Origin of the sequence: Streptomyces sp. NPDC093089, assembly GCF_044754405.1 — a bacterium.
Classification (GTDB): Bacteria; Actinomycetota; Actinomycetes; order Streptomycetales; family Streptomycetaceae; genus Streptomyces.
The window spans coordinates 159,675-181,311 of record NZ_JBIVPA010000005.1; the positions used below are offsets into that span (position 1 = coordinate 159,675).

A 21,637-nucleotide genomic window follows, 5' to 3' on the forward strand; every position below is an offset into this window, starting at 1 on the left:
GCCCCCGCCGTACGGAGTCGGGCGAGGCCGCCGCGGCCAGGGAGGCGCCCCGGCGCCGACCGGTGCCGGGTCGGCGCCGGGAGGGTCAGACGACCGCCCCGCGGCCCGGGTCGTCGAACCCGTCGTCATCGTCGTCGTGCTTCATGCGCCCGACCAGGGTGGCGAAACCGCCCAGGAAGCCGCCGATGCAGAGGGTCGTCAGCCACCAGGTCATGTCCCACCGGAGGAGGACGGCCACCAGCATGAGGACCGGGCCGCCGACCACGGCGAGCCAGGCGAACCTGGTCGTCACGTCGGTCTCGGGCAGCGGCGGCGGCTCCGGCGGGACGAAATGGCCCTCGTCGGAGCCCTCCGGGCCGTCCTCCGGTTCGGCGGGTGAGTAGTCCCGGGGGCCGGCGGGCCGCACCCCGGGCGCGAAGACGATCGAGCTGCCGAGCGCCGGCTTCTCGGGGCCGTCGCCGTCCTCGGGCCCGTCGTCCGTCCCGGGCCCGTCGCCCGCCCCGGGCCCGTCGTCCGTCCCGGGCCCGTCCGAGGCCTCCGGCGGCGTCCCCCCGGTCTTCGGCCGCGGCTTCCAGGGCGTGCCCTCCCCGACCGTCGGCCTCGGCCGCACGGGCCGGACCTCCTCGTCGGACCCGTCGCCGGCCTCGTCCTCGGGCTCCGGCAGCGGCAGGTTCTCTATCGGCCGGAACGGCTTCGCCCCCGGCGGGTCCGCGGGCTCCTGGCCGTACCCGGCGACGATCGCGGCCCAGGCCGCCTCCTCGTCGATGGGCTGCGGCTCCCGCTCGCCGCCGTCCTGCTGCTCAGCCACCGCTCCTGCTCCCCTTTCCGTCGACAAGCCCCGGCGCGAGGCGCTCGACGAAGGCCAGGCTCTCGTCGAAGATCCGCTCCGCGTCATGGTCCAACGTCGCGACGTGGTAGCTCTGTTCCAGCAGGATCTCCCGGACGTCGGTCGAGGAGATGCGGGAGAGGATCCGGGCCGAGTCGACGGGCGGCACGACGTGGTCCTGCGGGCTGTGCAGCAGCACCACCGGCTGCGTGACCTGCGGAAGCTCCCCGTCCACGGTCCGGAAGAACTGGCGCAGGGAGTGCGCCGCGTGGAGCGGCACCCGGTCGTAGCCGACCTCGGTCACGCCCTCCTTGGCGATGTCGCTCGCGATGCCCTTGGTCGAGGGGACCAGGTGCCGGACCACCGGCAGCGCGTGGGCCGCCAGGCCGTGCACCTTGTTCCCCGGGTTGACCAGGACGATGCCCTTCACCGCGTCCCCGTACCGGGCCGCGAGCCGCAGGGTCAGCGCCCCGCCCATGGAGAGCCCGAAGACGAAGACCGTCGTGCACCGGTCGAGGAGCTCGCGCAGCGCCCGGTCCACCTCCGCGTACCAGTCGTGCCAGGTGGTGACCTGCATGTCCTGCCAGCGGGTCCCGTGGCCGGGCAGCAGCGGCACCGACACCGTCAGCCCGCGCTCGGCCAGATACTCGGCCCACGGGCGCATCGACTGCGGGGAACCGGTGAATCCGTGACAGAGAAGGACGCCGACCTCTCCGCCTTCATGGCGGTACGGCTCGGCTCCGGGAAGGACCGGCACCGGGGTCTCCTGTTCGTTGCGACTCCGGCGTGTTCGGGGGCGCCGGAGCGACGGAAAATGGGGAAGGACCTTCACGTTACGCGACCGGACCGACACCGACCAGGGCCGTAGCGGGGGGCGTGCGCCGGTACGGGATAAAGTCGTGGCGACGGCACACGGAAGGCATGGCGAGTTGATCTACGGCGCAATGAAGTTCTCCCTCGGAGGGTCTCTCAAGCTTGCCTTCCGGCCCTGGGTGGAGGGTCTGGAGAACGTTCCCGCCGACGGGCCGGCGATCCTGGCGAGCAACCACCTCTCGTTCTCGGACTCCTTCTTCCTGCCCGCCGTCCTCGACCGCAAGGTCACCTTCATCGCGAAGGCCGAGTACTTCACCACGCCCGGTGTGAAGGGCAAGCTCACCGCCGCCTTCTTCAAGGGCGTCGGCCAGCTCCCGGTGGACCGCTCGGGCGCCCGCGGCGCCGGCGAGGCGGCCATCAAGGCCGGCATCGAGGTCATCGAGGGCGGTGGCCTCTTCGGCATCTACCCCGAGGGCACCCGCTCGCCCGACGGCCGCCTCTACCGCGGCAAGCCCGGCGGCCTCGCCCGCGTGGCCCTGGCCACCGGCGCGCCCGTGATCCCGGTCGCGATGATCGACACCGAGAAGATCCAGCCGCCCGGCAAGGTCGTCCCCAAGCTGATGCGCCCCGGGATCCGGATCGGCAAGCCGCTGGACTTCACCCGCTACCAGGGCATGGAGGGGGACCGCTTCATCCTCCGCTCGGTGACCGACGAGGTCATGTACGAGATCATGAAGCTGTCCGGCCAGGAGTACGTCGACATCTACGCGACCGCCGCCAAGCGGCAGATCGCGGACGCCGAGAAGGCGGCCAAGGAGGCCGTCAAGGCCGAGATCGCCGCGCGGGAAGAGTCCGGCGCGTAGCTCCCCGCGAGGGGTTTTTCCGGGGGTGGGGGAGATGGTCAAGCGCGAGCGTGTCGTGCGCATGTCGGTCGAGCAGCCGCTGTGGCGGGCGCTGACCGGCTACCGCGTGCTGACGATGGTCTACGCGGTCCTGCTGTTCGCGTTCGACCGGGGCGCCTACGAACGGCCCTGGATCGCCGTCGGCTACCTGGCGGTGATGTGCGTCTGGACCCTCGCCACCCTCCCCAAGGTGGCGAACGCGGCCAGCTGCACCAAGAGCTTCCTCGTCGCCGACCTCACCATCGCCCTCGCCGGCATCCTCCTCACCCCGCTCGCCGACGCCCAGGCCCAGTCCGTCGACGGCCCCACGCTGCCGTCCATATGGACCGCCGGCTCCGTCCTCGCGTACGCGATCAAGGGCGGTTGGCGCTGGGCCGGAGTCGCCTCCTCCCTGGTCGCCGTCGCCAACATCGTCGAGCGCGGCCACCCCAGCCGGGACACCCTCCACAACGTGCTGCTCGTCTGGGTCGCCTCCATCGCCATCGGCTACGTCGTCGAGGTCGCCCGCGCCTCCGAGCGCACCCTCGCCCGCGCCCTGGAGATCGAGGCCGCCACCCGGGAACGGGAACGGCTCGCCCGCGACATCCACGACAGCGTCCTCCAGGTCCTCGCCATGGTGCAGCGGCGCGGCACCGCCCTCGGCGGCGAGGCCGCCGAACTCGGCCGGATGGCGGGCGAGCAGGAGGTGGCGCTCCGCACCCTCGTCGCCGGCGGGCTCGCCCGGCCCAGCCTCGTCTCCGAGGACGAGTCCGAAGGGGCGGTCGTCAGGGTCGTCGAGGTCGACGAGGAGCCCGGCGACGACGCACCCGTCGACCTGCGCCTGCTCCTCGCCCCGCGCGCCGGGGCCCGCGTCACCCTCTCCGAGCCGGGCGCCCCGGTCCTGCTGCCGGCGCCCGCCGCCCGGGAGCTGGCCGCCGCAGTCGGCGCCGCCCTGGACAATGTGCGGGTGCACGCGGGCGACGACGCCCGCGCCTGGATCCTGGTCGAGGACTGGCCGGACGAAGTGATCGTCACCGTCAGGGACGACGGCCCCGGCATCCCCGAGGGCCGTCTCACCCAGGCGGAGGGCGAGGGCCGGATGGGCGTCGCCCTCTCCATCCGGGGCAGGCTGCGGGATCTGGGCGGCACGGCCGAGCTGATCTCGGTACCGGGCCAGGGCACGGAAGTCGAGTTGAAGGTTCCACGGGGGAAGGCAGGGGAGAAGTGAGCGAGCAGCAGGCCGAGCGCCGGATCAGGGTGATGGTCGTCGACGACCATCCGATGTGGCGGGACGCGGTCGCCCGCGACCTCGCCGAGGCGGGGTTCGACGTGGTGGCCACCGCGGGCGACGGCGAGCAGGCCGTGCGCCGGGCCACGGCGGCGGCGCCCGACGTCCTCGTCCTGGACCTCAACCTGCCGGTCAAGCCGGGCGTCCAGGTCTGCAAGGAACTGGTCGGCGCGCACCCCGCCCTGCGCGTCCTCGTCCTCTCGGCGAGCGGCGAGCACGCCGACGTCCTGGAGGCGGTCAAGTCCGGCGCCACCGGCTACCTCCTCAAGTCGGCCAGTACGGAGGAGCTGACCGACGCCGTGCGGCGCACGGCCGTCGGCGACCCCGTCTTCACCCCCGGACTGGCCGGGCTCGTCCTCGGCGAGTACCGCCGGCTCGCCTCCGAGCCCGCCCCGGCGGCCGGCGGCGACGAGCCGAAGGCCCCGCAGCTGACCGAGCGCGAGACCGAGGTCCTGCGGCTCGTCGCCAAGGGGCTCAGCTACAAGCAGATCGCCGAGCGCCTGGTGATCTCGCACCGGACGGTCCAGAACCACGTCCAGAACACCCTCGGCAAGCTCCAGCTGCACAACCGGGTGGAGCTCGTCCGCTACGCCATCGAACGCGGCCTCGACGACGCCTGAGGCGGCCGGGCGCCGCGAGGGGCCGTATATTCGCGATATTCGTGCATGTGCGGCCCAAGGCGACGACAAGGGGAAACCCGTGGAGATCCTGGCATTCGGCGTGCAGGCGGACGAGGCGCCCCTCATCGAGAAGGCGTTCGAGGCCCACCACGACGTCCGCTCCCTGGGCGTCTTCCTCACCGAGGACACCGCCCCCATCGCGGCCGGCTACGAGATCGTCTCCACCAGCGTCAACTGCAGCCTCGACCACCGGGTCCTGCAGACCATCGCCGCCGGCGGCACCCGGATGATCGCCCAGCGCTCCACGGGCTTCAACAACATCGACCTGGAGGTCGCCGAACGCCTCGGCATCACCGTCGCCCGCGTCTCGTACTACTCGCCGTACTCCGTCGCCGAGTTCGCCTGGACCCTCGCGACGGCCGTCAACCGGCGCATCACCCGCGCCTCCATCCGCACCCGCGACTTCGACTTCCGCCTCGACGGGCTGATGGGCCGCGACCTGCGCGGCCGCACCGCCGGCGTCCTCGGCACCGGCAAGATCGGCGAGGCCTTCACCCGGATCGCCCACGGCTTCGGCATGAAACTGCTCGGCTGGGACGTCGCCGAGAACCCCGCCTGCACCGAGCTGGGCATGACGTACGTCGAGAAGGAGCGGCTCCTCGCCGAGGCCGACCTCGTCAGCCTCCACGTACCGCTGCTCCCCGTCACCCGGCACCTCATCGACGCCGCCGCCCTCAGGTCCATGAAGGACGACGCGATCCTGGTGAACACCAGCCGCGGCGGACTCATCGACACCGACGCCCTCGTCACCGAACTCCGGGCCGGCCGCTTCGCCGGCGTCGGCCTGGACGTCTACGAGGCGGAGGCCGGGCTCTTCTTCCTCGACAAGTCCCTGGAGGTCGTCGAGGACGACACCCTCGCCCGCCTCGTCACCTTCCCGAACGTGCTGGTCACCTCGCACCAGGCCTACTACACCGTCGACGCGGTCGGCCAGATCATCGACACCACGGTGCGGAACGTCCTCGACTACACCGCCGGGCGGCGCAGCGAGAACGTCCTGGTCCCGAGGGCGTCCTAGCGGGGGTCCTGCCGGGCTCGCAGGGCCCGGCGCCGCGCCTAGACCAGCACCCCGGCGAGGAGCGAGGCCGTCAGGGCCGCGCCGTCCGTCGTGAGCACCGACTCCGGGTGGAACTGGACGCCGGCGAAGCCCGGCCCGCGCAGCGCGTGCACCTCGCCCGTCTCCTCGTCACGGCTGACCTCGATCCGGTGCAGGGCGAGTTCCGTCGCCGACCGGTCGTCGCAGCGGGCCGTGAAGCTGTTGTAGAAGCCGACGGTCCGCTCCTGCCCGAACAGGTCGATCCGCAGCTGCGCCCCCTGGAAGGGGGTCCGCTTGCGGACGATCTCCAGGCCCAGCTCCGCGGCGATCAGCTCGTGCCCGAGGCAGACGCCGAGCAGGCCGTGGCGGTGGTCCCGCACCAGCTCGGCCGTCAGGGCCCGCAGGAAGCGCATCTTGGGGTCGGCGGTGTCCGAGGGGTTCCCGGGGCCGGGTCCCAGGACGACGGGCCCCTCGTGGGCGAGCGCCAGCTCCCGCAGCCCCGGCTCGTCGTAGCGGAGCACCGACACCTCAAGGCCCGAGGAGCGCAGCACGTGCGCCAGCATCGCCGTGAACGTGTCCTCGGCGTCGATCACGAGCGCGTGCCCGGCCAGTTCCGCCGACCTGACCTGCATCTTCAACCAGAACGGCGCGAGGTCCGCCCGGCGCGCGTCCAGGGCGGCCCGCACCCGGGGATCGTCCGCGAGCCGCACGGGCGCCGGGGCGTCGCCGTCGGCCGGCCGGCCCTCCCGCACACCGAGCGCGGTGAGCACCCCGGCGGCCTTGGCGTGCGTCTCGGCCACCTCGCCGGCCGGGTCCGAGTGCCGGACGAGGGTCGCCCCGACGGGCACCCGCAGCCGCCCTTCCGCGTCGATGTCGGCGGTGCGGATCAGGATGGGGGAGTCGAGCGTCTGCGCCCCGTTCTCGTCCGTGCCGAGCAGCGCGAGCGCGCCCGCGTAGTAGCCGCGGCCGCCGGTCTCGTGACGCTCGATCACCCGGCAGGCGTTCTGCACGGGCGAGCCGGTCACGGTCGCCGCGAACATCGTCTCCCGCAGCACCTCCCGCACGTCGAGGGAGGACCGTCCGCGCAACTCGTACTCGGTGTGCGCGAGATGGGCCATCTCCTTCAGGCGCGGGCCGATCACCACCCCGCCCATGTCGCCCACCGTGCACATCATCTTCAGCTCCTCGTCCACCACCATGGAGAGCTCCTCGGTCTCCTTGCGGTCGGCGAGGAAGGCCAGCAGGCCCTCGGCGGTCGGGGCGGCGCCGGCCGGGTAGCGGTACGTGCCGCTGATCGGGTTCATCACGACCGTCCCGCCCGCCCGTCGCCCACCACCGCCCTCGGCCGAGAGCGCTTCGCGCTCGCTCCCCCCGCCCGACATCCGCACGTGCACCTCGGGGCTGGCCCCGACGAGCGTCCGGTCGCCGGTGTGGACGACGAACGTCCAGTACGCGCCCCGCTCGCCCGCGAGCAGCCGCCGGAACAGGGCCAGCGCGTCGGCCCGCCCGAAGCCGGGGATCTCACCGGTGTAGGTGCGCCGGATGACGAAGTTCGCGCCCTCGCCCGAGCCGATCTCCTCGTCGACGACCCGGCGCACGGTCCCGGCGTACTCCTCGTCGGAGACGTCGAACCGGCCGCCCTCGACCGTCACGCCGTGCGCGGGGAGCGCGTCGAGGGCGTCGGCGAGCGGCAGCTCGTACGACTCCTCGGCGACGAGGACGGAGAGCGGGGTGCCGTCGTCCCGCACGTCGAAGCCGCGCTCCCTGATCTGCCGGAAGGGCACGAGCGCGAGCGTCGGCAGCGGTCCCACCGGCAGGTCCGCGAGGCGCTCGGCCTCGTGGACGGGGCCGATCAGCACCTCGACGGTGTCGTGGTCGCGGCCCGGGGTGCGCCTGCGCAGCAGGGCGAAGGGAGGGCAGTCGTCGTCGAGGAGACGGGAGAGGTCCATGGGGTGCGTCGTTCCTTCCGGTGGAGTGCGGGGAGGAACGGCCCGGGTACGAGAAAGGCCGCCCCTCGGGGCGGCCTGTGTGCGTTCGGTGTACGCGCAGTCAGTGGGCCGCCGGATGAGCGGTCCACCACCAGTTCTGGATCTGAGGCGCGAACATGCGAGCACTGTAACCCAGCCGGGCACGGAACGGGGCCCGGTCCGCACCGTGAACGGTGCGGACCGGGCCCCGGAGGCCGTGGCCGTGTGCCGAACTACCCGATCAGAAGATCAGGTTGTAGATCTGCCAGCCGTTGCCGACCTGCATGCGCGGCGGGAACGGCGACGTCGGGTTGCCGTTGTTGGCGTACAGCCACAGCGCACCCGATCCGTCCCGGGCGATGACGTCCGGACGGCCGTCCTTGTTCAGGTCGCTCGGGCCGAGGATCGTGTTGTACGTCTGCCAGCCCGTGCCGATCTTGAGCCGGGGCCCGAACGGCTTGGACGCCACGCCGGTGCCGTTGTAGAGGTACAGCGCGCCCGTCGTGTCGCGGCCCATGACGTCGGGCTTGCCGTCGCCCGTGAGGTCACCCGTGCTGACGATGCTGTTGTACGTCTGCCAGCCCGTACCCACCTTCAGGCGCGGCCCCAGCGGCGAGCTCGGGTTCCCGGTGCCCGGGTACAGCCACAGCACGCCCGAGCTCTCCCGGCCGATCACGTCGGGCTTGCCGTCGCCGGTCTGGTCCCGCACGCCGACGACCTGGTTGAACACGCCCCATCCGGTGCCGGCCTTCACCCGCGTCTTGAACGGCTGCGCCGGGTTCCCGCTGGCCGGGTAGTACCAGAGCGCACCGCTCGGCTCCCGCGCGATCACGTCACCCGTACCGTCCGCCCGCAGCGCCGTCAGCGGCGTCACCAGGTTGTACGCGTTCCACCCCGTGCCCACCTTGTACCGCGCCAGGAACGGCGCGGAGGCCTTCCCGCTGCCCTGGTACTGCCAGAGCCCACCGGAGGTGTCACGGGCGAGGAGGTTGTAGCGGTTGTCCGTACGTACGGGGGCCTTGGTGGCGACTTCCTTGATGTCGCTCGCCTTCACGTAACCCATGCGGTGGTTGAACCGGATCGGGATGAAGACGTTGGTCTTGCCCTCGACCCGGGTGCCGTCGACGTTGAACGCGCTGGAGTAGTAGTCGCCCGGCACCGGGCCGCCGGCCTTGGTGTACAGCTGCCCCGCGGGGAGGCTGTACCTGGTGAGCGACTCTCCGTTCCTCGGCTGGACGGCGACACCGGTCCCGGCGTAGGCGGCGTCCTCCGGGTACGCGCGCCCGTACACCGGGATCGAGGTGGCGCCGTCCTTGGCCGTGATCGCGTTCTTCACGTCGACGACGGACGTGTACTGGCCGCCGGGGTTGTGGAACCAGGCCTTCTTGCCGCCGTACCAGACGGCGGTCCAGTCGTCCTTGACGTCGGCGACGACATGGCTGCTGCCGGCCGTGACCTTGTTCGCCCAGTTGGAGCCGTACTGCCAGCCCTCGGTGAAGTACGGGTCGGTCAGCGCCTTGGTCTGGTCGGCCACGGGCTCCGAGAAGAGGTACCCGAAATTGACCGGCAGCGGGACGGTCGTCTTGGTGACGACGACCCCGTCCACCTTCTCCCTGTACTTCATCGCCTGCTGGTTCGCCGACGTGAACGGCGGGACGATCCGCACCAGCTGGCCGGCCTGGAGGAGGCCGCCCGCGTTGCCGGCACCGGTGGGGGCGCCGAGCAGCTGCATGTAGTGGTTCCAGTCCCAGAACGGGCCTGCGTCCCAGTGGTCCTGAGTCAGGGCGTCGTGGACGCTCGGGGCCTCGTCGTGCCCGATGACGTGCTCGCGGTCCAGGGGAATCTCGTACTTCGCCGCCACGAACTTCACGAGGTTCTTGGAGGCCTCGTACTGCGGCTCGGTGAACCAGCCGCCGTCGCCCTTGATCGCGTAGCCCTCGTGCTCGATGCCGATCGAGTGCATGTTGACGGTCTTGTTGTTGGCGTGGAACGCCTCGTTCTTGGTCTCGACCATCTGGGTCACACGACCGTCGGCCCGCACGATGTAGTGCGCGCTCGCCCACGCATCGGGGGTGGTGAAGACCCTCACCGCGCCGTCGTGGCTGCCCTCGACGTCATGGATGACGATCTGGCGGACGTCGAAGCCGCCGCCGCCGTTCTTGGTGCGGCTGGCGATGTTGTAGTTGCCCTGGTCCTCCGTGTACAGCGCGGGGGTGAAGGTGCAGGCGACGGTGGTCGGGCATTCGGCCGCCGGGGTCGCGGTCGTGGCCGCGAAGCTCGCGGCCAGCGGCACGTTCGAGGGCTTGACCGGGTTCACCGACGGGTCTGCCGGCAGGACGACCTGCTCGCCGTCCGTCGTGATCTCCTGCTCGCCCGTCTTGATGGACTCGAAGACGCGCTGTGCGAAGAGGTCGGAGCCCTTGCGATCGGACTGGCTGTAGCGGGCCACCGCCGGGTACCAGGCGGCCGGGTCGTCGGACAGCTCCGCGCCCGCCTGCCTCTGGTACTCCGCGAGGAGCGCGGCACCTGCCCGGATCGACGCGGCGCTGTCCTTCTGGACGGCGTCGGTCGAGCCGTCGATCAGCTCGGCGGCCTTGTCCAGGGTGTGCAGCTTCGGGTCGTCGGTGTCGACGGTCTCCTTGGGGAGCGACGCCAGCACCTTCTTCTTGTCGATCTTCTTGTCGATCGACGGGTCGCCCGTGCCGTTCAGGAGGTGGGCGAGGTCCTCGGCCGCGTCCTCCTCGATGTCCTCCGGGTCGACCTTGGTCAGACCCATGACGTTGTAAGCGCCGGTGACGCTCGGCAGCCCGTCGTGCGACTCCCACCGCGTCTGGTTGTACGACACCGCCATCAGCACGCTCTGCGGCACGTCGAACTCGCGTGCCGCGTTTGCGAACTGCGCCTGGAGGGAAAGGTCACCTCCGGACGAGTCGCCGGCCGCGCCGAGGAGGCCCGGGGAGGCGACCGCGATGGTGCCGATCGTGGCGGTGGCGACGACTGCGGCCGCCGCTCCGTACAGGAGTCGTTTCTTCTTGCGGTCCCTGCGGTGCCTCTGGGTCACACCCACCCCTGTGGTTCGACTGTGTACTTGTGAAACGGGCCAGAGGGTAACACCACTCGAATGCGTGAACGGCACCGGGTGACATTTCGGGCACGCGTCTCAGCCACTGGTCAGTGGGACAGGAGCGGACGAAGAACCCCGTAATGTTGTGCGCGTGACCGTGAACGCTGATTCCCACGCCGTCGCCAAGGCGACCTGGCGAGACCTGCCCGCGGCGCAGCAGCCCGAGTACCCCGATGCCGAGGCTCTGCGCGATGTGATCGCGGACCTCGAGTCGTATCCTCCGCTCGTCTTCGCCGGCGAGTGCGACCAGCTGCGTGCCCGGATGGGAGCCGTCGCCCGTGGCGAGGCGTTCCTGCTCCAGGGCGGCGACTGCGCCGAGGCCTTCGACGCCGTGTCCGCCGACCACATCAGGGCCAAGCTCAAGACGCTGCTCCAGATGAGCGCCGTCCTCACCTACGCGGCCTCCGTGCCCGTGGTGAAGGTCGGCCGCATCGCCGGCCAGTACTCGAAGCCCCGTTCCAAGGGCACCGAGACCCGTGACGGCGTGACCCTGCCGACCTACCGGGGCGACTCGGTCAACGGCTTCGCCTTCGACGAGAAGTCCCGCATCCCGGACCCCGAGCGCCTGAAGCGGATGTACAACGCCTCCGCCTCGACGCTCAACCTGGTGCGCGCCTTCACCACCGGTGGTTACGCCGACCTGCGCCAGGTGCACGCCTGGAACCAGGACTTCGTGAAGTCGTCCCCCTCGGGTCAGCGCTACGAGGCGCTCGCCCGCGAGATCGACAACGCGCTGAACTTCATGAAGGCCTGCGGCACCGACCCGGCCGAGTTCAAGGCGGTCGAGTTCTACGCCTCCCACGAGGCGCTGCTGCTCGACTACGAGGGCGCCCTGACCCGTACGGACTCGCGCACCGGCAAGCTGTACGACACCTCCGGCCACATGGTCTGGGTCGGCGAGCGCACCCGTCAGCTGGACCACGCGCACATCGAGTTCTGCTCGCAGATCGCCAACCCGCTGGGCGTCAAGCTGGGCCCGACCACCACGGTGGACGAGGCGCTGACGTACATCGACCGCCTGGACCCGGACCGCGAGCCGGGCCGGCTGACCTTCATCGTCCGCATGGGCGCCGACAAGGTCCGCGACAAGCTCCCCGAGCTGGTCGAGAAGGTCACCGCGTCGGGTGCGGTCGTCGCGTGGGTCACCGACCCGATGCACGGCAACACCTTCGAGGCTGCTTCCGGCCACAAGACGCGCCGTTTCGACGACGTCCTCGACGAGGTCAAGGGCTTCTTCGAGGTCCACAAGGGCCTCGGCACCCACCCGGGCGGCATCCACGTCGAGCTCACCGGCGACGACGTCACCGAGTGCGTGGGCGGCGGCGACGAGATCTTCGTCGACGACCTGCACCAGCGCTACGAGACGGCCTGCGACCCGCGCCTCAACCGGAGCCAGTCGCTCGACCTGGCGTTCCTGGTGGCCGAGATGTACCGCGATCAGTAAGTAGATACCTACGACGATGGGGCGCGGATCCATGTGATCCGCGCCCCATCGTGGTATCGGGGGCTTTTGAGGCTCCCGGCCGCCGGGTAAGGTTAGGTTAGCCTTATCGATCTCGGCGGGAGGTGAACCGCGTGTACGTCTGCTCATGCTTCGGTGTCACGGAGAAGCAGGTCAAGGAGCACGCCGACGCGGGCGCCTGCACTCCCCGCCAGATCGCCTCCGCCTGCAAGGCCGGAACGGACTGCGGTTCCTGCGTCCGTCGGATTCAGGCCATTCTCGGGCGCGGCAACTGCCCGCGACGGGAGCTCGTGGACCAGGGCATGCCCGCCCTGGCCTCTGGGTCCGACGCGGTCGCCGAACTCGGCGAAGCGGCCTGAGCGACTTCCCCGACTAGCTCGGCTGCTCGATGAGCGTCGAGATGTAGAGCGCCTCGCCCAGGGACTCGATCAGCTCCAGCTGCGTGTCCAGGTAGTCGATGTGGTGCTCCTCGTCGGCGAGGATCTCCTCGAAGAGGTTGGCCGACGTGATGTCCCCCTTGGCGCGCATCACCTCGATGCCCCGCTTGAGGCGGTCGATCGCCTCCACCTCGACCTGGCGGTCCGCCTGGAACATCTCGGTGATCGTCTGGCCCACACGGACGTGGAAGAGCCGCTGGTAGTTGGGCAGGCCGTCGAGCATCAGGATGCGCTCGGTCAGCTTGTCCGCGTGCTTCATCTCGTCGATGGACTCTTCGCGGGTGTACTTGGCGAGCTTCGTCCAGCCCTTGTTGTCCTGGATGCGGTAGTGCAGCCAGTACTGGTTGATGGCCGTCAGCTCGCCGGTCAGCTGCTCGTTGAGGAACTCGAGGACCTCGGGGTCGCCCTGCATCGCAGAGGCTCCTTCCACTTCCACGCTGTGTGTCTACGCCGTCACTGGGCAGGATGGCCGCATCCTCGCACCCCGAATGGGGGGCGTCCAGTAAGTGCAGGCTTAGTGGCAGTTGCCCGAATTGGATCGGCCGGAAGGTCGGCTGGTCATGACCACCCCTCGCGGTCTGTCACCATGGATGACATGGGTCAGCCGGAGAGCGGAGTACACCGGGAAGCGGGGCAGCCGGATCGTTCGCCGGATCTTCCGCCGGGCCAGCGGCTCCAGCGCGGCTGGCCGGTCACCCACTACGGGCCCGTACCCAAGTTCAAGCCGGACCGCTGGGAGTTCCGCGTCTTCGGGGCGACGGCCGACGGCGACAAGCGGTGCTGGAACCACGAGGAGTTCTCGGCGCTCCCGTTCTCCTCGGTCGTGGCCGATCTGCACTGCGTCACGAAATTCAGCATGCTCGGCTCCGAATGGGGCGGCGTCGCCGCCCGCAAGATCCTGGAGCTCGCCCCGCCCGCGCCCTCGGTCACCCATGTGATGGTCTGGGCCGAGTACGGCTACAGCGCCAACATGCGGCTCGCCGACTTCGCGGCCGACGGCACGATCTTCGCCACCCACAAGGACGGGGAGCTGCTCACCGCCGAGCACGGCTTCCCGCTCCGCCTCGTCGTCCCGCACCTGTACGCCTGGAAGGGCCCCAAGTGGGTCCGGGGCGTGGAGTACATGGCGGCCGACCGTCGGGGCTTCTGGGAGGAGCGCGGCTACCACAACCTCGGTGACCCGTGGACGGAGCAGCGCTACTCGTACCAGGAGGAACCGGGAGACGGCCCGGAGCTGTAGGGGCTCCGGACCGTCGGGGGTCCCTCGGTGCGGGTCGTCCCGCGGGCCGGTCAGTGGTGGTACTGGTGGACCACCGCGTGGCCCTTGCCGCGGCCGATCATCCACTTGTTGATCGGCGTGGTGATCACGAAGGCGGCGGCGAGCGCGATGGCGAGCACGATCCAGAACTTCGGTGCGGAGAGGTGTGCGTCCATGGCGCCGGGCCAGAGGGCGATGACGCCGTTGTCGATGACCTCCATGACCGTGATGGAGAGGGTGTCGGCGGCGAGGGCGACCTTGAAGGCCGTCTTGAAGTCGACGCCGGCGGCCAGGATGCCGCGCAGGGTCAGCGCGTAGCCGAAGAAGAAGGCCAGGATGATCGCGAGGATCATCGTCTGCACGTTGCCCCAGCCGAGCGCGGTGCCGATGACCATGCCGAGGACCTCGCCGATGGCGCAGCCGGTGAGGCAGTGCAGCGTGGCCTTCGCGGCCATGGCCCAGGAGACCTCGCCCATGGCGTGATCCTGGTGGCCGTGGTGACCCTGGTGGTCGGCGTGCCCTGTGTGGCCCGCGTGGCCGGTGTGGTTGTCGTGCCCGGTTCCGTGGTGCCCCGCGTGCCCCGTGTGGGCGGAGTGCCCCTCGTGGGCGGTGTGCGCCGCGTCGTTCCCGTGAGCCGAGTGGTCCGTGTGGGTGCCGTGCTCGTGGTGGGTGTGCTCGTCGTGCTGCATCGGGTGCCCCCCATGGTCGGGTAGCGGTGCCTGCCTTCACAAGAACCGTATACCCCCCTGGGGTATTCCTCAACGGGAATGCGGATCAGTCCCGGAGCTTCTTCAGCAGCTCCACGTCCGCGAGGTGGCCGGCCTTGCCGCCGGGCGTCTCGATGATCAGCGGTACGCCGTCGGTCGCCGGGTGGCGGAGGAGGTTGCGGAATCCGTCCTCGCCGATGTGGCCGACGCCGATGTTCGCGTGGCGGTCCTTGCGGGCGCCGACGACGTCCTGGGAGTCGTTGGCGTGGATCAGTTTCAGCCGTCCCTCGCCCACCGTCGCCACCAGCTGGTCGAGGGTCCGCGCGGCGCCGTGCGGGCCGGTCAGGTCGTGGCCCGCGGCGAAGATGTGGCAGGTGTCGAGGCAGATCCCGAGCTTGGGGTGGTGGTCGAGGGCGTCGAAGTACGGCCCGAAGTCCTCCGCGCGCGAGCAGAGCGAGAAGCCCTGGCCGGCCGTCGACTCCAGGAGGAGGTGCGGGTCGTCCTCGTGCGTCAGCTCGTCGAGGAGCGGCAGCACCCGCTCCCGGACCTGGGCCAGCGCCACCGCGCGCGGGCGGCCGCCGGTGGCCGAGCCGGTGTGCACGACCACGCCCTTCGCGCCGATCGCCCGGCCCCGCCGCAGCGAGTGCCGCATCGACTCGACCGACTTCTCGACGGTGGCCTCGGTGTGGGAACCGAAGTTGATCAGGTACGGGGCGTGGACCCAGGCCGAGATCGACTCGGCCTCGCACTCGGCCCGGAAGCGCTCGTCCTGGGCCGGGTTGCCGACCGGGGTGGCCCAGCCGCGCGGGTTGGCGACGAAGACCTGGACGGTCTCGGCTCCGAGCTCACGGGCGTAGCCGAGGCCGGTCGTGGCGAGACCACCGGCCACGGGGACGTGGCCGCCGACGGGGTTGCGCATCAGTCTCTACAGTCCCTTGATCGTGATCGTGACGGTGGAGCCCTCGGGGGCCGTCCCGCCGCCCTTGACGGACTGGCCGGACACCGTGTCGCCGAGGTAGGGGAAGGACTTGTCGACCTTCACCTCGAAGCCCGCGTCCTCCAGGGCCGCGCGCGCGTCCGCGGTCGTCTCGCCCGTGACGTCCGGGACCTCGACCAGCCGGGGGCCCTTGGAGACGGTGAGGGTGATGGTGTCGCCCTCGGCGGCGCGGCTGCCCTCGGCGAGGGACTGGGCGGCGACGGTGCCGGCCTCCTCGGGCGAGTGGACCCGCTCCGGGGCGACCTTCACGGTGAGTCCGGCCTCCTGGAGAGCGGCCGTGGCGTCGGCGACCGTCTCGCCGGTGACGCCGGGCACGTCGATCGGGGTGCCCTTGCTGACCACCAGGGCGATGGCCGAGTCCGGGGCGCGCTCGGTGCCGGGCTCCGGGTCGGAGCCGATCACGGCACCCTGTGCCACGGAGTCGCTGAACTCGGTGGTGATCACCCCGGGCACCAGGCCCTCCCGCTCCAGGAGGCGCTTGGCCTCCGCGAGCGGCTTGTTCCTGAGGTTGGGCACCTTCACGATCTCGGGGCCGCGGGAGAGCGTCAGGACGACCGTGCCGTTGCCCCGGAGGCGTTCGCCGGGCGCCGGGTCGACGGCCATGACCGTGCCGCGCGCGTACACGTCGCTGAAGGCGCGCTTCGTCGAGCCGACCTCCAGGCCGGCGTCGGTGATCCGCTGCGTCGCGACGGCCTCGGTCTGCCCGAGGACGGCGGGGACGCGGGTGAACTGGCCGGAGTTGATGTACCAGACGCCGGTGCCCAGGCCCAGCGCGAGCAGGACGGCGACGACGGCGAGCAGCGGGCCGCGCGGGGGCCGCCGCCGGGACGAGGGCGGCGCCTCCGGCGCCGGCATGCGGTTGGTGTGCAGCACCTGCGCGGCGTCCGCCGGGGCCGCCACGGGCCGGGCGATCACGCTGGTCCGGTCGTCGGCGGTGTCCCGGTCCTCGGACCGCGCCTGCGGGGGTACGGCGTCGAGCTGGTCGTCGCCGAGCGCGGCGCGGGCCTCGCGGAGCAGCGCGAGCAGCGCCACGGCGTCGTGCGGGCGGACGTCGGGGTTGCGGGCGGTGGCCGTCGCGACCAGCTCGTCCAGCTCCAGGGCGAGCCCGGGGACGGCGGCCGACGGGGCCGGCACGTCGGTGTTGAGGTGCTGGTAGAGCACCTGGGCCGGGGTGTCGCCGCCGTGCGGCTTCGCGCCGGTCAGCATCTCGTACAGGACGACACCGCAGGCGTACACGTCGGCGCGGGTGTCGGCGGTGCCGTGCTCGATCTGCTCCGGCGCCAGGTACGAGACCGTGCCGAGCACCGAGCCGGTCGTCGCGGTCGCCGAACCCACCGCCCGCACCAGACCGAAGTCCGCGACCTTGACCCGCCCGTCGTCCCCTATCAGGACGTTCTCCGGCTTCATGTCCCGGTGCACGAACCCCGCCCGGTGCGCCGCACCCAGCGCGGCGAGCACCGGCTCCAGGATGTCGAGCGCAGCCCTGGGCGCCAGCGCGCCGCGCTCCCGCAGGACGTCGCGCAGGGTGCAGCCGGCGACGTACTCCATCGCCAGGTACACGTACGCGCCCTCGGCGCCCTGGTCGAAGACGCCCACGACGTTCGGGTGGGCGAGCCGGGCCACCGACTTCGCCTCGCGGATGAAGCGCTCCACGAACGCGGCGTCGGTCGCCAGTGCCGGGTGCATCACCTTGAGCGCGAGCACCCGGTCGAGGCGGGTGTCCACGGCCCGGTAGACCGTGGCCATCCCGCCGACGGCGATGCGCGCGTCGACGCGGTAGCGGCCGTCGAGCAGCCGCCCGACGAGGGGGTCCTGAAGGGTCGTGTCCACGGCGTCGAGTCTACGAGCCGTGGACACGCCGCCCGCCCGGACGGGCGGGTACTGCAGCGCAGCTGTGACGAGCGCCCCGGCCGCCCGGGCTCAGAACGCGGGACGCTCCGGGTCCAGGTGGGCCCGGCCCTCCACGGGGGAGGAGGCCTCGGCGAAGTGGCGGCGCGGGATCCGGCCGGCGCGGTGGGCGAGGCGGCCGGCCTCGACGGCGTGCCGCATGGCCGAGGCCATGAGGGCGGGTTCCTGGGCGCGGGTCACGGCGGAGGCCAGCATGACCGCCGCGCACCCGAGTTCCATGGCCAGGGCCGCGTCCGAGGCGGTGCCCGCCCCGGCGTCGAGGATGACGGGAACGCCGGCGCGCTCGACGATGAGCTGGAAGTTGTGCGGGTTGCGGATGCCGAGGCCCGAGCCGATGGGGGAGCCGAGCGGCATGATCGCCGCGCAGCCCACGTCCTCCAGCTTCCGGGCGAGGACGGGGTCGTCGTTGGTGTAGGGCAGGACGGTGAAGCCGTCGTCGACGAGGGTCTCCGCCGCGTCGAGGAGCTCGACCGCGTCCGGCAGGAGGGTCCGCTCGTCGGCGACGACCTCCAGCTTGATCCAGTCGGTGCCGAGCGCCTCCCGGGCGAGCCGGGCCGTCAGGACCGCCTCGCCGGCCGTGAAGCAGCCCGCCGTGTTGGGCAGGACCCGGATGCCGAGCCGTTCGAGCACGGAGAGGACCGAGCCCTGGACGGTCGGGTCGAGGCGCCGCATGGCGACCGTCGTGAGCTCCGTACCGCTGGCGACCAGGGAGCGTTCCAGGACGTCGAGGCTGGGCGCGCCGCCGGTGCCCATGATGAGGCGGGAGGAGAACTCCGTGCCGCCGAGCAGGAAGGTGTCGTCGGACATCGCGTTCAGCCTCCCTGCACCGCGGTGATGACTTCGATCCGGTCGCCGTCGCCGAGCAGGGTCGCGGCCCATTCGCCGCGCGGCACGACCGTCTCGTTGAGGGCGGCGGCGACCCCGGAGCGGGCCGTGGTCAGGGTGGCCACGAGGGTGTCCAGGGAGACGGGGCCGGAGAGCTCGCGGGGTTCTCCGTTCACGGATACGGACAGGGACAGGCTCATACGGACTGCTCCAGACGTACGGGGGAGAATCGGCGGGGTGTGAAGGGGCGCGCCTCGTCGGGGAGGACGCCGGTGGTGAGTGCCTCGGCCATGACGTCGCCGGTGACGGGAGTGAGCAGCACCCCGTTGCGGTAGTGGCCGGTGGCCAGGTGCAGGCCGGGCAGGGTGGTGGGGCCGAGCATCGGCGCGTTGTCCGGAGAGGCGGGGCGCAGGCCGGCCAGGGTCTCGGTGAGCGGCAGTTCGGTGATCCCGGGGACGAGCTCGTGGGCGTCGCGCAGCAGTTCGTACACTCCGCCGGCCGTGACCGTGGTGTCCCAGCCGAGCTCCTCGCTGGTGGCGCCGACGACCAGTTCGCCGTTCTCGCGGGGCACCAGGTAGACGTGGCTGCCGCGGACGACGGCCCGGACGGTCCGGGAGAGGAAGGGGGCGTACGCGGCGGGCACGCGCAGCCGCAGCACCTGGCCCTTGACCGGGCGCACGGGCGGCAGCACCTCGTCCGGCACGCCGGCGAGCCGCCCGCTCAGGCTGCCCGCGGCGAGGACGACCTGGTCGGCGGTCAGTTCGCCGCCGCCGGCGAGCACGGCGCCGCGGGCCCGGTCCCGTACCACCGTCAGCCGTTCGGCGAGGGCGCGGTGGAAGACCACCCCGGCCCGCTCGCAGGCGACGAGGAGCGCGGCGGCGAGCCGGCGGGGGTCGACCTGGTGGTCGCCGTCCACCCGCAGACCGCCGCGCACCCCGGGGGCGAGCATCGGTTCGAGGCGGCGGCACTCGCGCCCGCTGAGCCACTCGGAGCTGAGCCCGCAGCGGGTCTGGAGGGCGTGCAGTTCGCGCAGGTGGGCCCGGTCGTCGGCGTCGAGGGCGACGGCGAGGGTGCCGCAGGAGCGGTGGCCGACGTCGTGGCCGGTGCACTCCTCCAGTTCGGCGACGAACGCGGGATAGCGCGCGGCGGAGGCGAGGTTGAGACCGAGCAGGGTCTCCTCGCCGTAGTGGAGTTCGGTGACGGCGGCGAGCATGCCGGCCGCGACCCGTGCGGCGCCGCCGCCCGGGTCCGGGTCGACGACGGCGGTGCGCAGTCCGCGCTGCGCGGCCCGCCAGGCCGTGACCAGGCCGATGATGCCGCCCCCGATCACGAGGACGTCGGATCCGGAATCGGATGCGCCGTCGTCGCTGAGGACATCGGAAGAACGCATGGGCGTCCAGCCCCTCCCTTCGCCGGCATGACCCGGATCAGGTTCGTACGGTCGGAGGCCGGTCCAGCCTCCCTCTCAGCCCGGTCGTCCGGGCTCCCGCGAGTGCTTTACGCCCGCCACACTAGCTTCCGCGGTGGAGGCGTCACAGACCCCACCCTTCCTGATGATCCGTCAGATACGTAAGGTGGTCGGGTGAGCGAGCAGAAGCAGGCCCAGCAGCGCGTGGTGATCGTGGGTGCGGGGATGGCGGGCGTCCAGACCGCCGTCGCCCTGCGGGAGCAGGGCTTCACCGGCCCCGTGACCCTCATCGGGGCCGAACCCCACCAGCCCTACGACCGGCCCCCGCTGTCCAAGGCCATCCTCCTCGGAAAGGCCGAGGACTCCGCCTTCGACATCGACTTCGAGGACCTCGGGATCGAACTCCGCCTCGGCCTCGACGTCACCGGCCTGCGCGCCGCCGACCACGAGATCGACACCGAGGCGGGACCCGTCGGATACGACACCCTGGTCCTCGCCACCGGCGCGCACCCGATCACCCTGCCCGGCGCCGAGGGCGTCCCCGGCGTCCATCTGCTGCGCACCCTCGACGACGCCGTGCGCCTCGGCCCCGTCCTGGAACGGCGGCACGCCGTCGTGGTCGTCGGCGCCGGGTGGATCGGCGCCGAGTTCGCCACCGCCGCGCGCGAGGCCGGCTGCGCCGTCACCGTCGTCGAGGCCGCCGACCTCCCCCTCACCGGCGCCCTCCCCGCCGAGGTCGCCGCCCCGATGGCCCAGTGGTACGCGGGCAGCGGCGCCGAACTCCTCACCCACGCGCGCGTGGACACCGTCGAACCAGGCCGGGTCGTCCTCGCCGACGGCCGCGCCCTGCCCGCCGACGCCGTCGTCGTCGGCATCGGCGCCCGCCCCGCCACCGGCTGGCTCGCCGGCTCCGGCGTCGCCCTCGACCCGAGCGGCGCCGTCACCGCCGACGACCGGCTGCGCACCTCCCTGCCCGACGTGTACGCCGTCGGCGACTGCGCCTCCTTCCCCTCCGCCCGCTACGGCGAGCGGCTCCTCGTCCACCACTGGGACAACGCGCTCCAGGGCCCCCGCACGGTCGCCGCCGCGATCACCGGAGCCGACTCCGGGCCGTACGACCCCGTGCCGTACTTCTGGTCCGAGCAGTTCGGCCGCTTCGTCCAGTACGCGGGACACCACACGGGCGCCGACGAACTGCTGTGGCGCGGCGACCCGGCCGACGAGGCCTGGTCCGTGCTCTGGCTGCGGGACGGCGTTCCGGTCGCCCTCCTCGCCGTCGGCCGCCCCCGCGACCTGGCCCAGGGCCGCAAGCTCATCGAGAGCGCCACCCCGGTCGATCCCGCGCGCGCGTCCGACCCGTCCGTCCCCCTGAAGGCGGCGGTCGGGTAGGGCCCGACTACCGGGTGTCAGTCCGGGATGGCAGGCTTGTCCCGTGACCGAGATTGACGTGAAGACCGATGCGCTCATCCCCGCCTGGCTCTATGTGCCGGACATCGCGGAGATGCTCGACGTCGAGGTGACGCGCGTGCGGCAGCTGATCAAGGAAGGCCAGCTGATCGCCGTACGCCGTGGAGAGAACAACGCCCTGCAGATTCCCGCCGCCTTCATCCAGGGCGACAGGATCGTCAAGGGCCTCGTCGGGCTGCTGACCGTGCTCCGGGACGACGGCTTCACCGACGAGGAGATGCTGGAGTGGCTCTTCACTCCGGACGAGAGCCTGCCGGGCACGCCCGCGCAGGCGCTCAACGAGAATCGCGGCACGGAGGTGAAGCGCCGAGCGCAGGCGCTCGCCCTCTGACGCCCGCGCGCCGACGCGCGGACACCGCCGCGTCCCCATGAGCGGGGCACGCGCGCACCCGCGTGCGTGAGCACCGACGACACCATCAGCGGGTGCCGCGGGGGGGGGGCCCCCCCCCCGCCCCCCCCCCCCGCCCCCCCCCCCCCCCCCCGGGGGGCCCCCCCCCCCCCCCCCCCCCCGGGCGGGGCCCCCCCCCCCCCCCCCCCCCCGGGCCCCCCCCCC

General features: G+C 72.0%; 21 protein-coding genes and 1 riboswitch. Of the genes, 9 read left to right on the forward strand and 12 right to left on the reverse strand.

Annotation, left to right across the window (positions count from 1 at the left end; genetic code table 11):
* Nucleotides 1-85 precede the first annotated feature (85 nt).
* Both ACIQFX_RS13450 and ACIQFX_RS13455 read right to left on the reverse strand, forming a co-directional pair.
* Nucleotides 86-808 carry a hypothetical protein gene (locus ACIQFX_RS13450; protein WP_402461966.1) on the reverse strand — a complete coding sequence of 241 codons (723 nt, stop codon included), beginning with the start codon at nucleotides 806-808 and terminating at the stop codon, nucleotides 86-88.
* Nucleotides 801-1,583 (reverse strand): alpha/beta hydrolase, encoded by a 783-nt coding sequence (locus ACIQFX_RS13455; RefSeq protein WP_402461968.1) that lies wholly within the window; start codon nucleotides 1,581-1,583, stop codon nucleotides 801-803. The genes ACIQFX_RS13450 and ACIQFX_RS13455 overlap by 8 nt, the downstream gene beginning before the upstream one ends.
* Before the next feature lie 172 nt (nucleotides 1,584-1,755).
* Here ACIQFX_RS13455 and ACIQFX_RS13460 point away from each other — a divergent pair, with 172 nt between their 5' ends.
* The 4 genes from ACIQFX_RS13460 (at nucleotide 1,756) to ACIQFX_RS13475 (ending at nucleotide 5,506) form a co-directional block, all read left to right on the forward strand.
* Nucleotides 1,756-2,502 (forward strand): lysophospholipid acyltransferase family protein, encoded by a 747-nt coding sequence (locus ACIQFX_RS13460; protein ID WP_402461971.1) that lies wholly within the window; start codon nucleotides 1,756-1,758, stop codon nucleotides 2,500-2,502.
* Nucleotides 2,503-2,536: 34 nt separating this feature from the next.
* Nucleotides 2,537-3,748 carry a MacS family sensor histidine kinase gene (macS, locus tag ACIQFX_RS13465; protein WP_402461973.1) on the forward strand — a complete coding sequence of 404 codons (1,212 nt, stop codon included), beginning with the start codon at nucleotides 2,537-2,539 and terminating at the stop codon, nucleotides 3,746-3,748.
* Between the two features lie 32 nt (nucleotides 3,749-3,780).
* Nucleotides 3,781-4,428, forward strand: a complete 648-nt coding sequence (locus tag ACIQFX_RS13470) for a response regulator (protein WP_402462837.1) — start codon at nucleotides 3,781-3,783, stop codon at nucleotides 4,426-4,428.
* A 79-nt stretch (nucleotides 4,429-4,507) separates the two neighbouring features.
* On the forward strand, nucleotides 4,508-5,506 hold the full coding sequence (locus tag ACIQFX_RS13475; protein WP_402461976.1) for a 2-hydroxyacid dehydrogenase: 999 nt from the start codon (nucleotides 4,508-4,510) through the stop codon (nucleotides 5,504-5,506).
* A 38-nt stretch (nucleotides 5,507-5,544) separates the two neighbouring features.
* On the opposite strand, the gene ACIQFX_RS13480 is transcribed toward ACIQFX_RS13475, so the two are convergent.
* The 3 genes from ACIQFX_RS13480 to ACIQFX_RS13490 all read right to left on the reverse strand — a co-directional run bounded on the left by ACIQFX_RS13480 (nucleotide 5,545) and on the right by ACIQFX_RS13490 (nucleotide 10,552).
* The gene (locus tag ACIQFX_RS13480) at nucleotides 5,545-7,473 is read right to left on the reverse strand and encodes an anthranilate synthase family protein (protein ID WP_402461978.1); all 1,929 of its coding nucleotides are present in this window, start codon (nucleotides 7,471-7,473) and stop codon (nucleotides 5,545-5,547) included.
* A gap of 100 nt (nucleotides 7,474-7,573) precedes the next feature.
* A complete protein-coding gene (locus ACIQFX_RS13485) occupies nucleotides 7,574-7,630 on the reverse strand; it encodes a trp operon leader peptide (protein ID WP_071892416.1) in 57 nt (18 codons plus the stop codon).
* Between the two features lie 102 nt (nucleotides 7,631-7,732).
* Nucleotides 7,733-10,552, reverse strand: coding sequence for an N-acetylmuramoyl-L-alanine amidase (locus tag ACIQFX_RS13490; protein ID WP_402461981.1), 2,820 nt, complete (start codon nucleotides 10,550-10,552; stop codon nucleotides 7,733-7,735).
* A 154-nt stretch (nucleotides 10,553-10,706) separates the two neighbouring features.
* On the opposite strand from ACIQFX_RS13490, the gene ACIQFX_RS13495 reads away from it, so the two are divergent.
* Together ACIQFX_RS13495 and ACIQFX_RS13500 are read left to right on the forward strand one after the other, a co-directional pair.
* A complete protein-coding gene (locus ACIQFX_RS13495; protein WP_402461984.1) occupies nucleotides 10,707-12,059 on the forward strand; it encodes a class II 3-deoxy-7-phosphoheptulonate synthase in 1,353 nt (450 codons plus the stop codon).
* A gap of 122 nt (nucleotides 12,060-12,181) precedes the next feature.
* On the forward strand, nucleotides 12,182-12,436 hold the full coding sequence (locus ACIQFX_RS13500) for a bacterioferritin-associated ferredoxin (protein ID WP_402461986.1): 255 nt from the start codon (nucleotides 12,182-12,184) through the stop codon (nucleotides 12,434-12,436).
* 13 nt (nucleotides 12,437-12,449) lie between these two features.
* On the opposite strand, the gene bfr is transcribed toward ACIQFX_RS13500, so the two are convergent.
* Nucleotides 12,450-12,926 carry a bacterioferritin gene (gene bfr, locus ACIQFX_RS13505; RefSeq protein ID WP_015032978.1) on the reverse strand — a complete coding sequence of 159 codons (477 nt, stop codon included), beginning with the start codon at nucleotides 12,924-12,926 and terminating at the stop codon, nucleotides 12,450-12,452.
* 183 nt (nucleotides 12,927-13,109) lie between these two features.
* Here bfr and ACIQFX_RS13510 point away from each other — a divergent pair, with 183 nt between their 5' ends.
* Nucleotides 13,110-13,754 carry a sulfite oxidase-like oxidoreductase gene (locus ACIQFX_RS13510; protein ID WP_376489124.1) on the forward strand — a complete coding sequence of 215 codons (645 nt, stop codon included), beginning with the start codon at nucleotides 13,110-13,112 and terminating at the stop codon, nucleotides 13,752-13,754.
* Nucleotides 13,755-13,804: 50 nt separating this feature from the next.
* Here the strand turns inward: ACIQFX_RS13510 and ACIQFX_RS13515 are convergent, their stop codons facing one another.
* The 6 genes from ACIQFX_RS13515 to thiO all read right to left on the reverse strand — a co-directional run bounded on the left by ACIQFX_RS13515 (nucleotide 13,805) and on the right by thiO (nucleotide 19,599).
* Entirely contained in the window at nucleotides 13,805-14,461 is a 657-nt protein-coding gene (locus ACIQFX_RS13515) for a DUF4396 domain-containing protein (RefSeq protein WP_402461990.1), read from the reverse strand.
* An 85-nt stretch (nucleotides 14,462-14,546) separates the two neighbouring features.
* Nucleotides 14,547-15,398 (reverse strand): deoxyribonuclease IV, encoded by an 852-nt coding sequence (locus ACIQFX_RS13520; protein WP_402461993.1) that lies wholly within the window; start codon nucleotides 15,396-15,398, stop codon nucleotides 14,547-14,549.
* Between the two features lie 6 nt (nucleotides 15,399-15,404).
* A complete protein-coding gene (pknB, locus tag ACIQFX_RS13525; RefSeq protein ID WP_402461996.1) occupies nucleotides 15,405-17,306 on the reverse strand; it encodes a Stk1 family PASTA domain-containing Ser/Thr kinase in 1,902 nt (633 codons plus the stop codon).
* Between the two features lie 90 nt (nucleotides 17,307-17,396).
* Nucleotides 17,397-18,191, reverse strand: a complete 795-nt coding sequence (locus tag ACIQFX_RS13530) for a thiazole synthase (RefSeq protein ID WP_402461999.1) — start codon at nucleotides 18,189-18,191, stop codon at nucleotides 17,397-17,399.
* Nucleotides 18,192-18,196: 5 nt separating this feature from the next.
* Nucleotides 18,197-18,409, reverse strand: coding sequence for a sulfur carrier protein ThiS (thiS, locus tag ACIQFX_RS13535; RefSeq protein ID WP_402462001.1), 213 nt, complete (start codon nucleotides 18,407-18,409; stop codon nucleotides 18,197-18,199).
* On the reverse strand, nucleotides 18,406-19,599 hold the full coding sequence (thiO, locus tag ACIQFX_RS13540; RefSeq protein ID WP_402462003.1) for a glycine oxidase ThiO: 1,194 nt from the start codon (nucleotides 19,597-19,599) through the stop codon (nucleotides 18,406-18,408). Before thiO ends, thiS begins: the two co-directional genes overlap by 4 nt.
* Nucleotides 19,597-19,709: riboswitch (TPP riboswitch) on the reverse strand. It overlaps the preceding gene by 3 nt.
* A 133-nt stretch (nucleotides 19,710-19,842) precedes the next feature.
* Here thiO and ACIQFX_RS13545 point away from each other — a divergent pair.
* Nucleotides 19,843-21,006, forward strand: coding sequence for an NAD(P)/FAD-dependent oxidoreductase (locus tag ACIQFX_RS13545; RefSeq protein ID WP_402462840.1), 1,164 nt, complete (start codon nucleotides 19,843-19,845; stop codon nucleotides 21,004-21,006).
* 43 nt (nucleotides 21,007-21,049) lie between these two features.
* The gene (locus ACIQFX_RS13550; protein WP_402462006.1) at nucleotides 21,050-21,415 is read left to right on the forward strand and encodes an Rv2175c family DNA-binding protein; all 366 of its coding nucleotides are present in this window, start codon (nucleotides 21,050-21,052) and stop codon (nucleotides 21,413-21,415) included.
* Nucleotides 21,416-21,637: the final 222 nt, after the last annotated feature.

What these genes read in the sequence shown, in the direction of transcription:
- macS (WP_402461973.1), top strand. Translation starts at nt 2,537, where the DNA reads ATGGTCAAGCGCGAGCGTGTCGTGCGCATGTCGGTCGAGCAGCCGCTG.
- ACIQFX_RS13470 (WP_402462837.1), top strand. Translation starts at nt 3,781, where the DNA reads ATGGTCGTCGACGACCATCCGATGTGGCGGGACGCGGTCGCCCGCGAC.
- ACIQFX_RS13480 (WP_402461978.1), bottom strand. Translation starts at nt 7,473, where the DNA reads ATGGACCTCTCCCGTCTCCTCGACGACGACTGCCCTCCCTTCGCCCTG.
- bfr (WP_015032978.1), bottom strand. Translation starts at nt 12,926, where the DNA reads ATGCAGGGCGACCCCGAGGTCCTCGAGTTCCTCAACGAGCAGCTGACC.
- ACIQFX_RS13510 (WP_376489124.1), top strand. Translation starts at nt 13,110, where the DNA reads ATGGGTCAGCCGGAGAGCGGAGTACACCGGGAAGCGGGGCAGCCGGAT.
- ACIQFX_RS13515 (WP_402461990.1), bottom strand. Translation starts at nt 14,461, where the DNA reads ATGCAGCACGACGAGCACACCCACCACGAGCACGGCACCCACACGGAC.
- ACIQFX_RS13520 (WP_402461993.1), bottom strand. Translation starts at nt 15,398, where the DNA reads ATGCGCAACCCCGTCGGCGGCCACGTCCCCGTGGCCGGTGGTCTCGCC.
- ACIQFX_RS13530 (WP_402461999.1), bottom strand. Translation starts at nt 18,191, where the DNA reads ATGTCCGACGACACCTTCCTGCTCGGCGGCACGGAGTTCTCCTCCCGC.
- thiS (WP_402462001.1), bottom strand. Translation starts at nt 18,409, where the DNA reads ATGAGCCTGTCCCTGTCCGTATCCGTGAACGGAGAACCCCGCGAGCTC.
- thiO (WP_402462003.1), bottom strand. Translation starts at nt 19,599, where the DNA reads ATGCGTTCTTCCGATGTCCTCAGCGACGACGGCGCATCCGATTCCGGA.
- ACIQFX_RS13545 (WP_402462840.1), top strand. Translation starts at nt 19,843, where the DNA reads ATGGCGGGCGTCCAGACCGCCGTCGCCCTGCGGGAGCAGGGCTTCACC.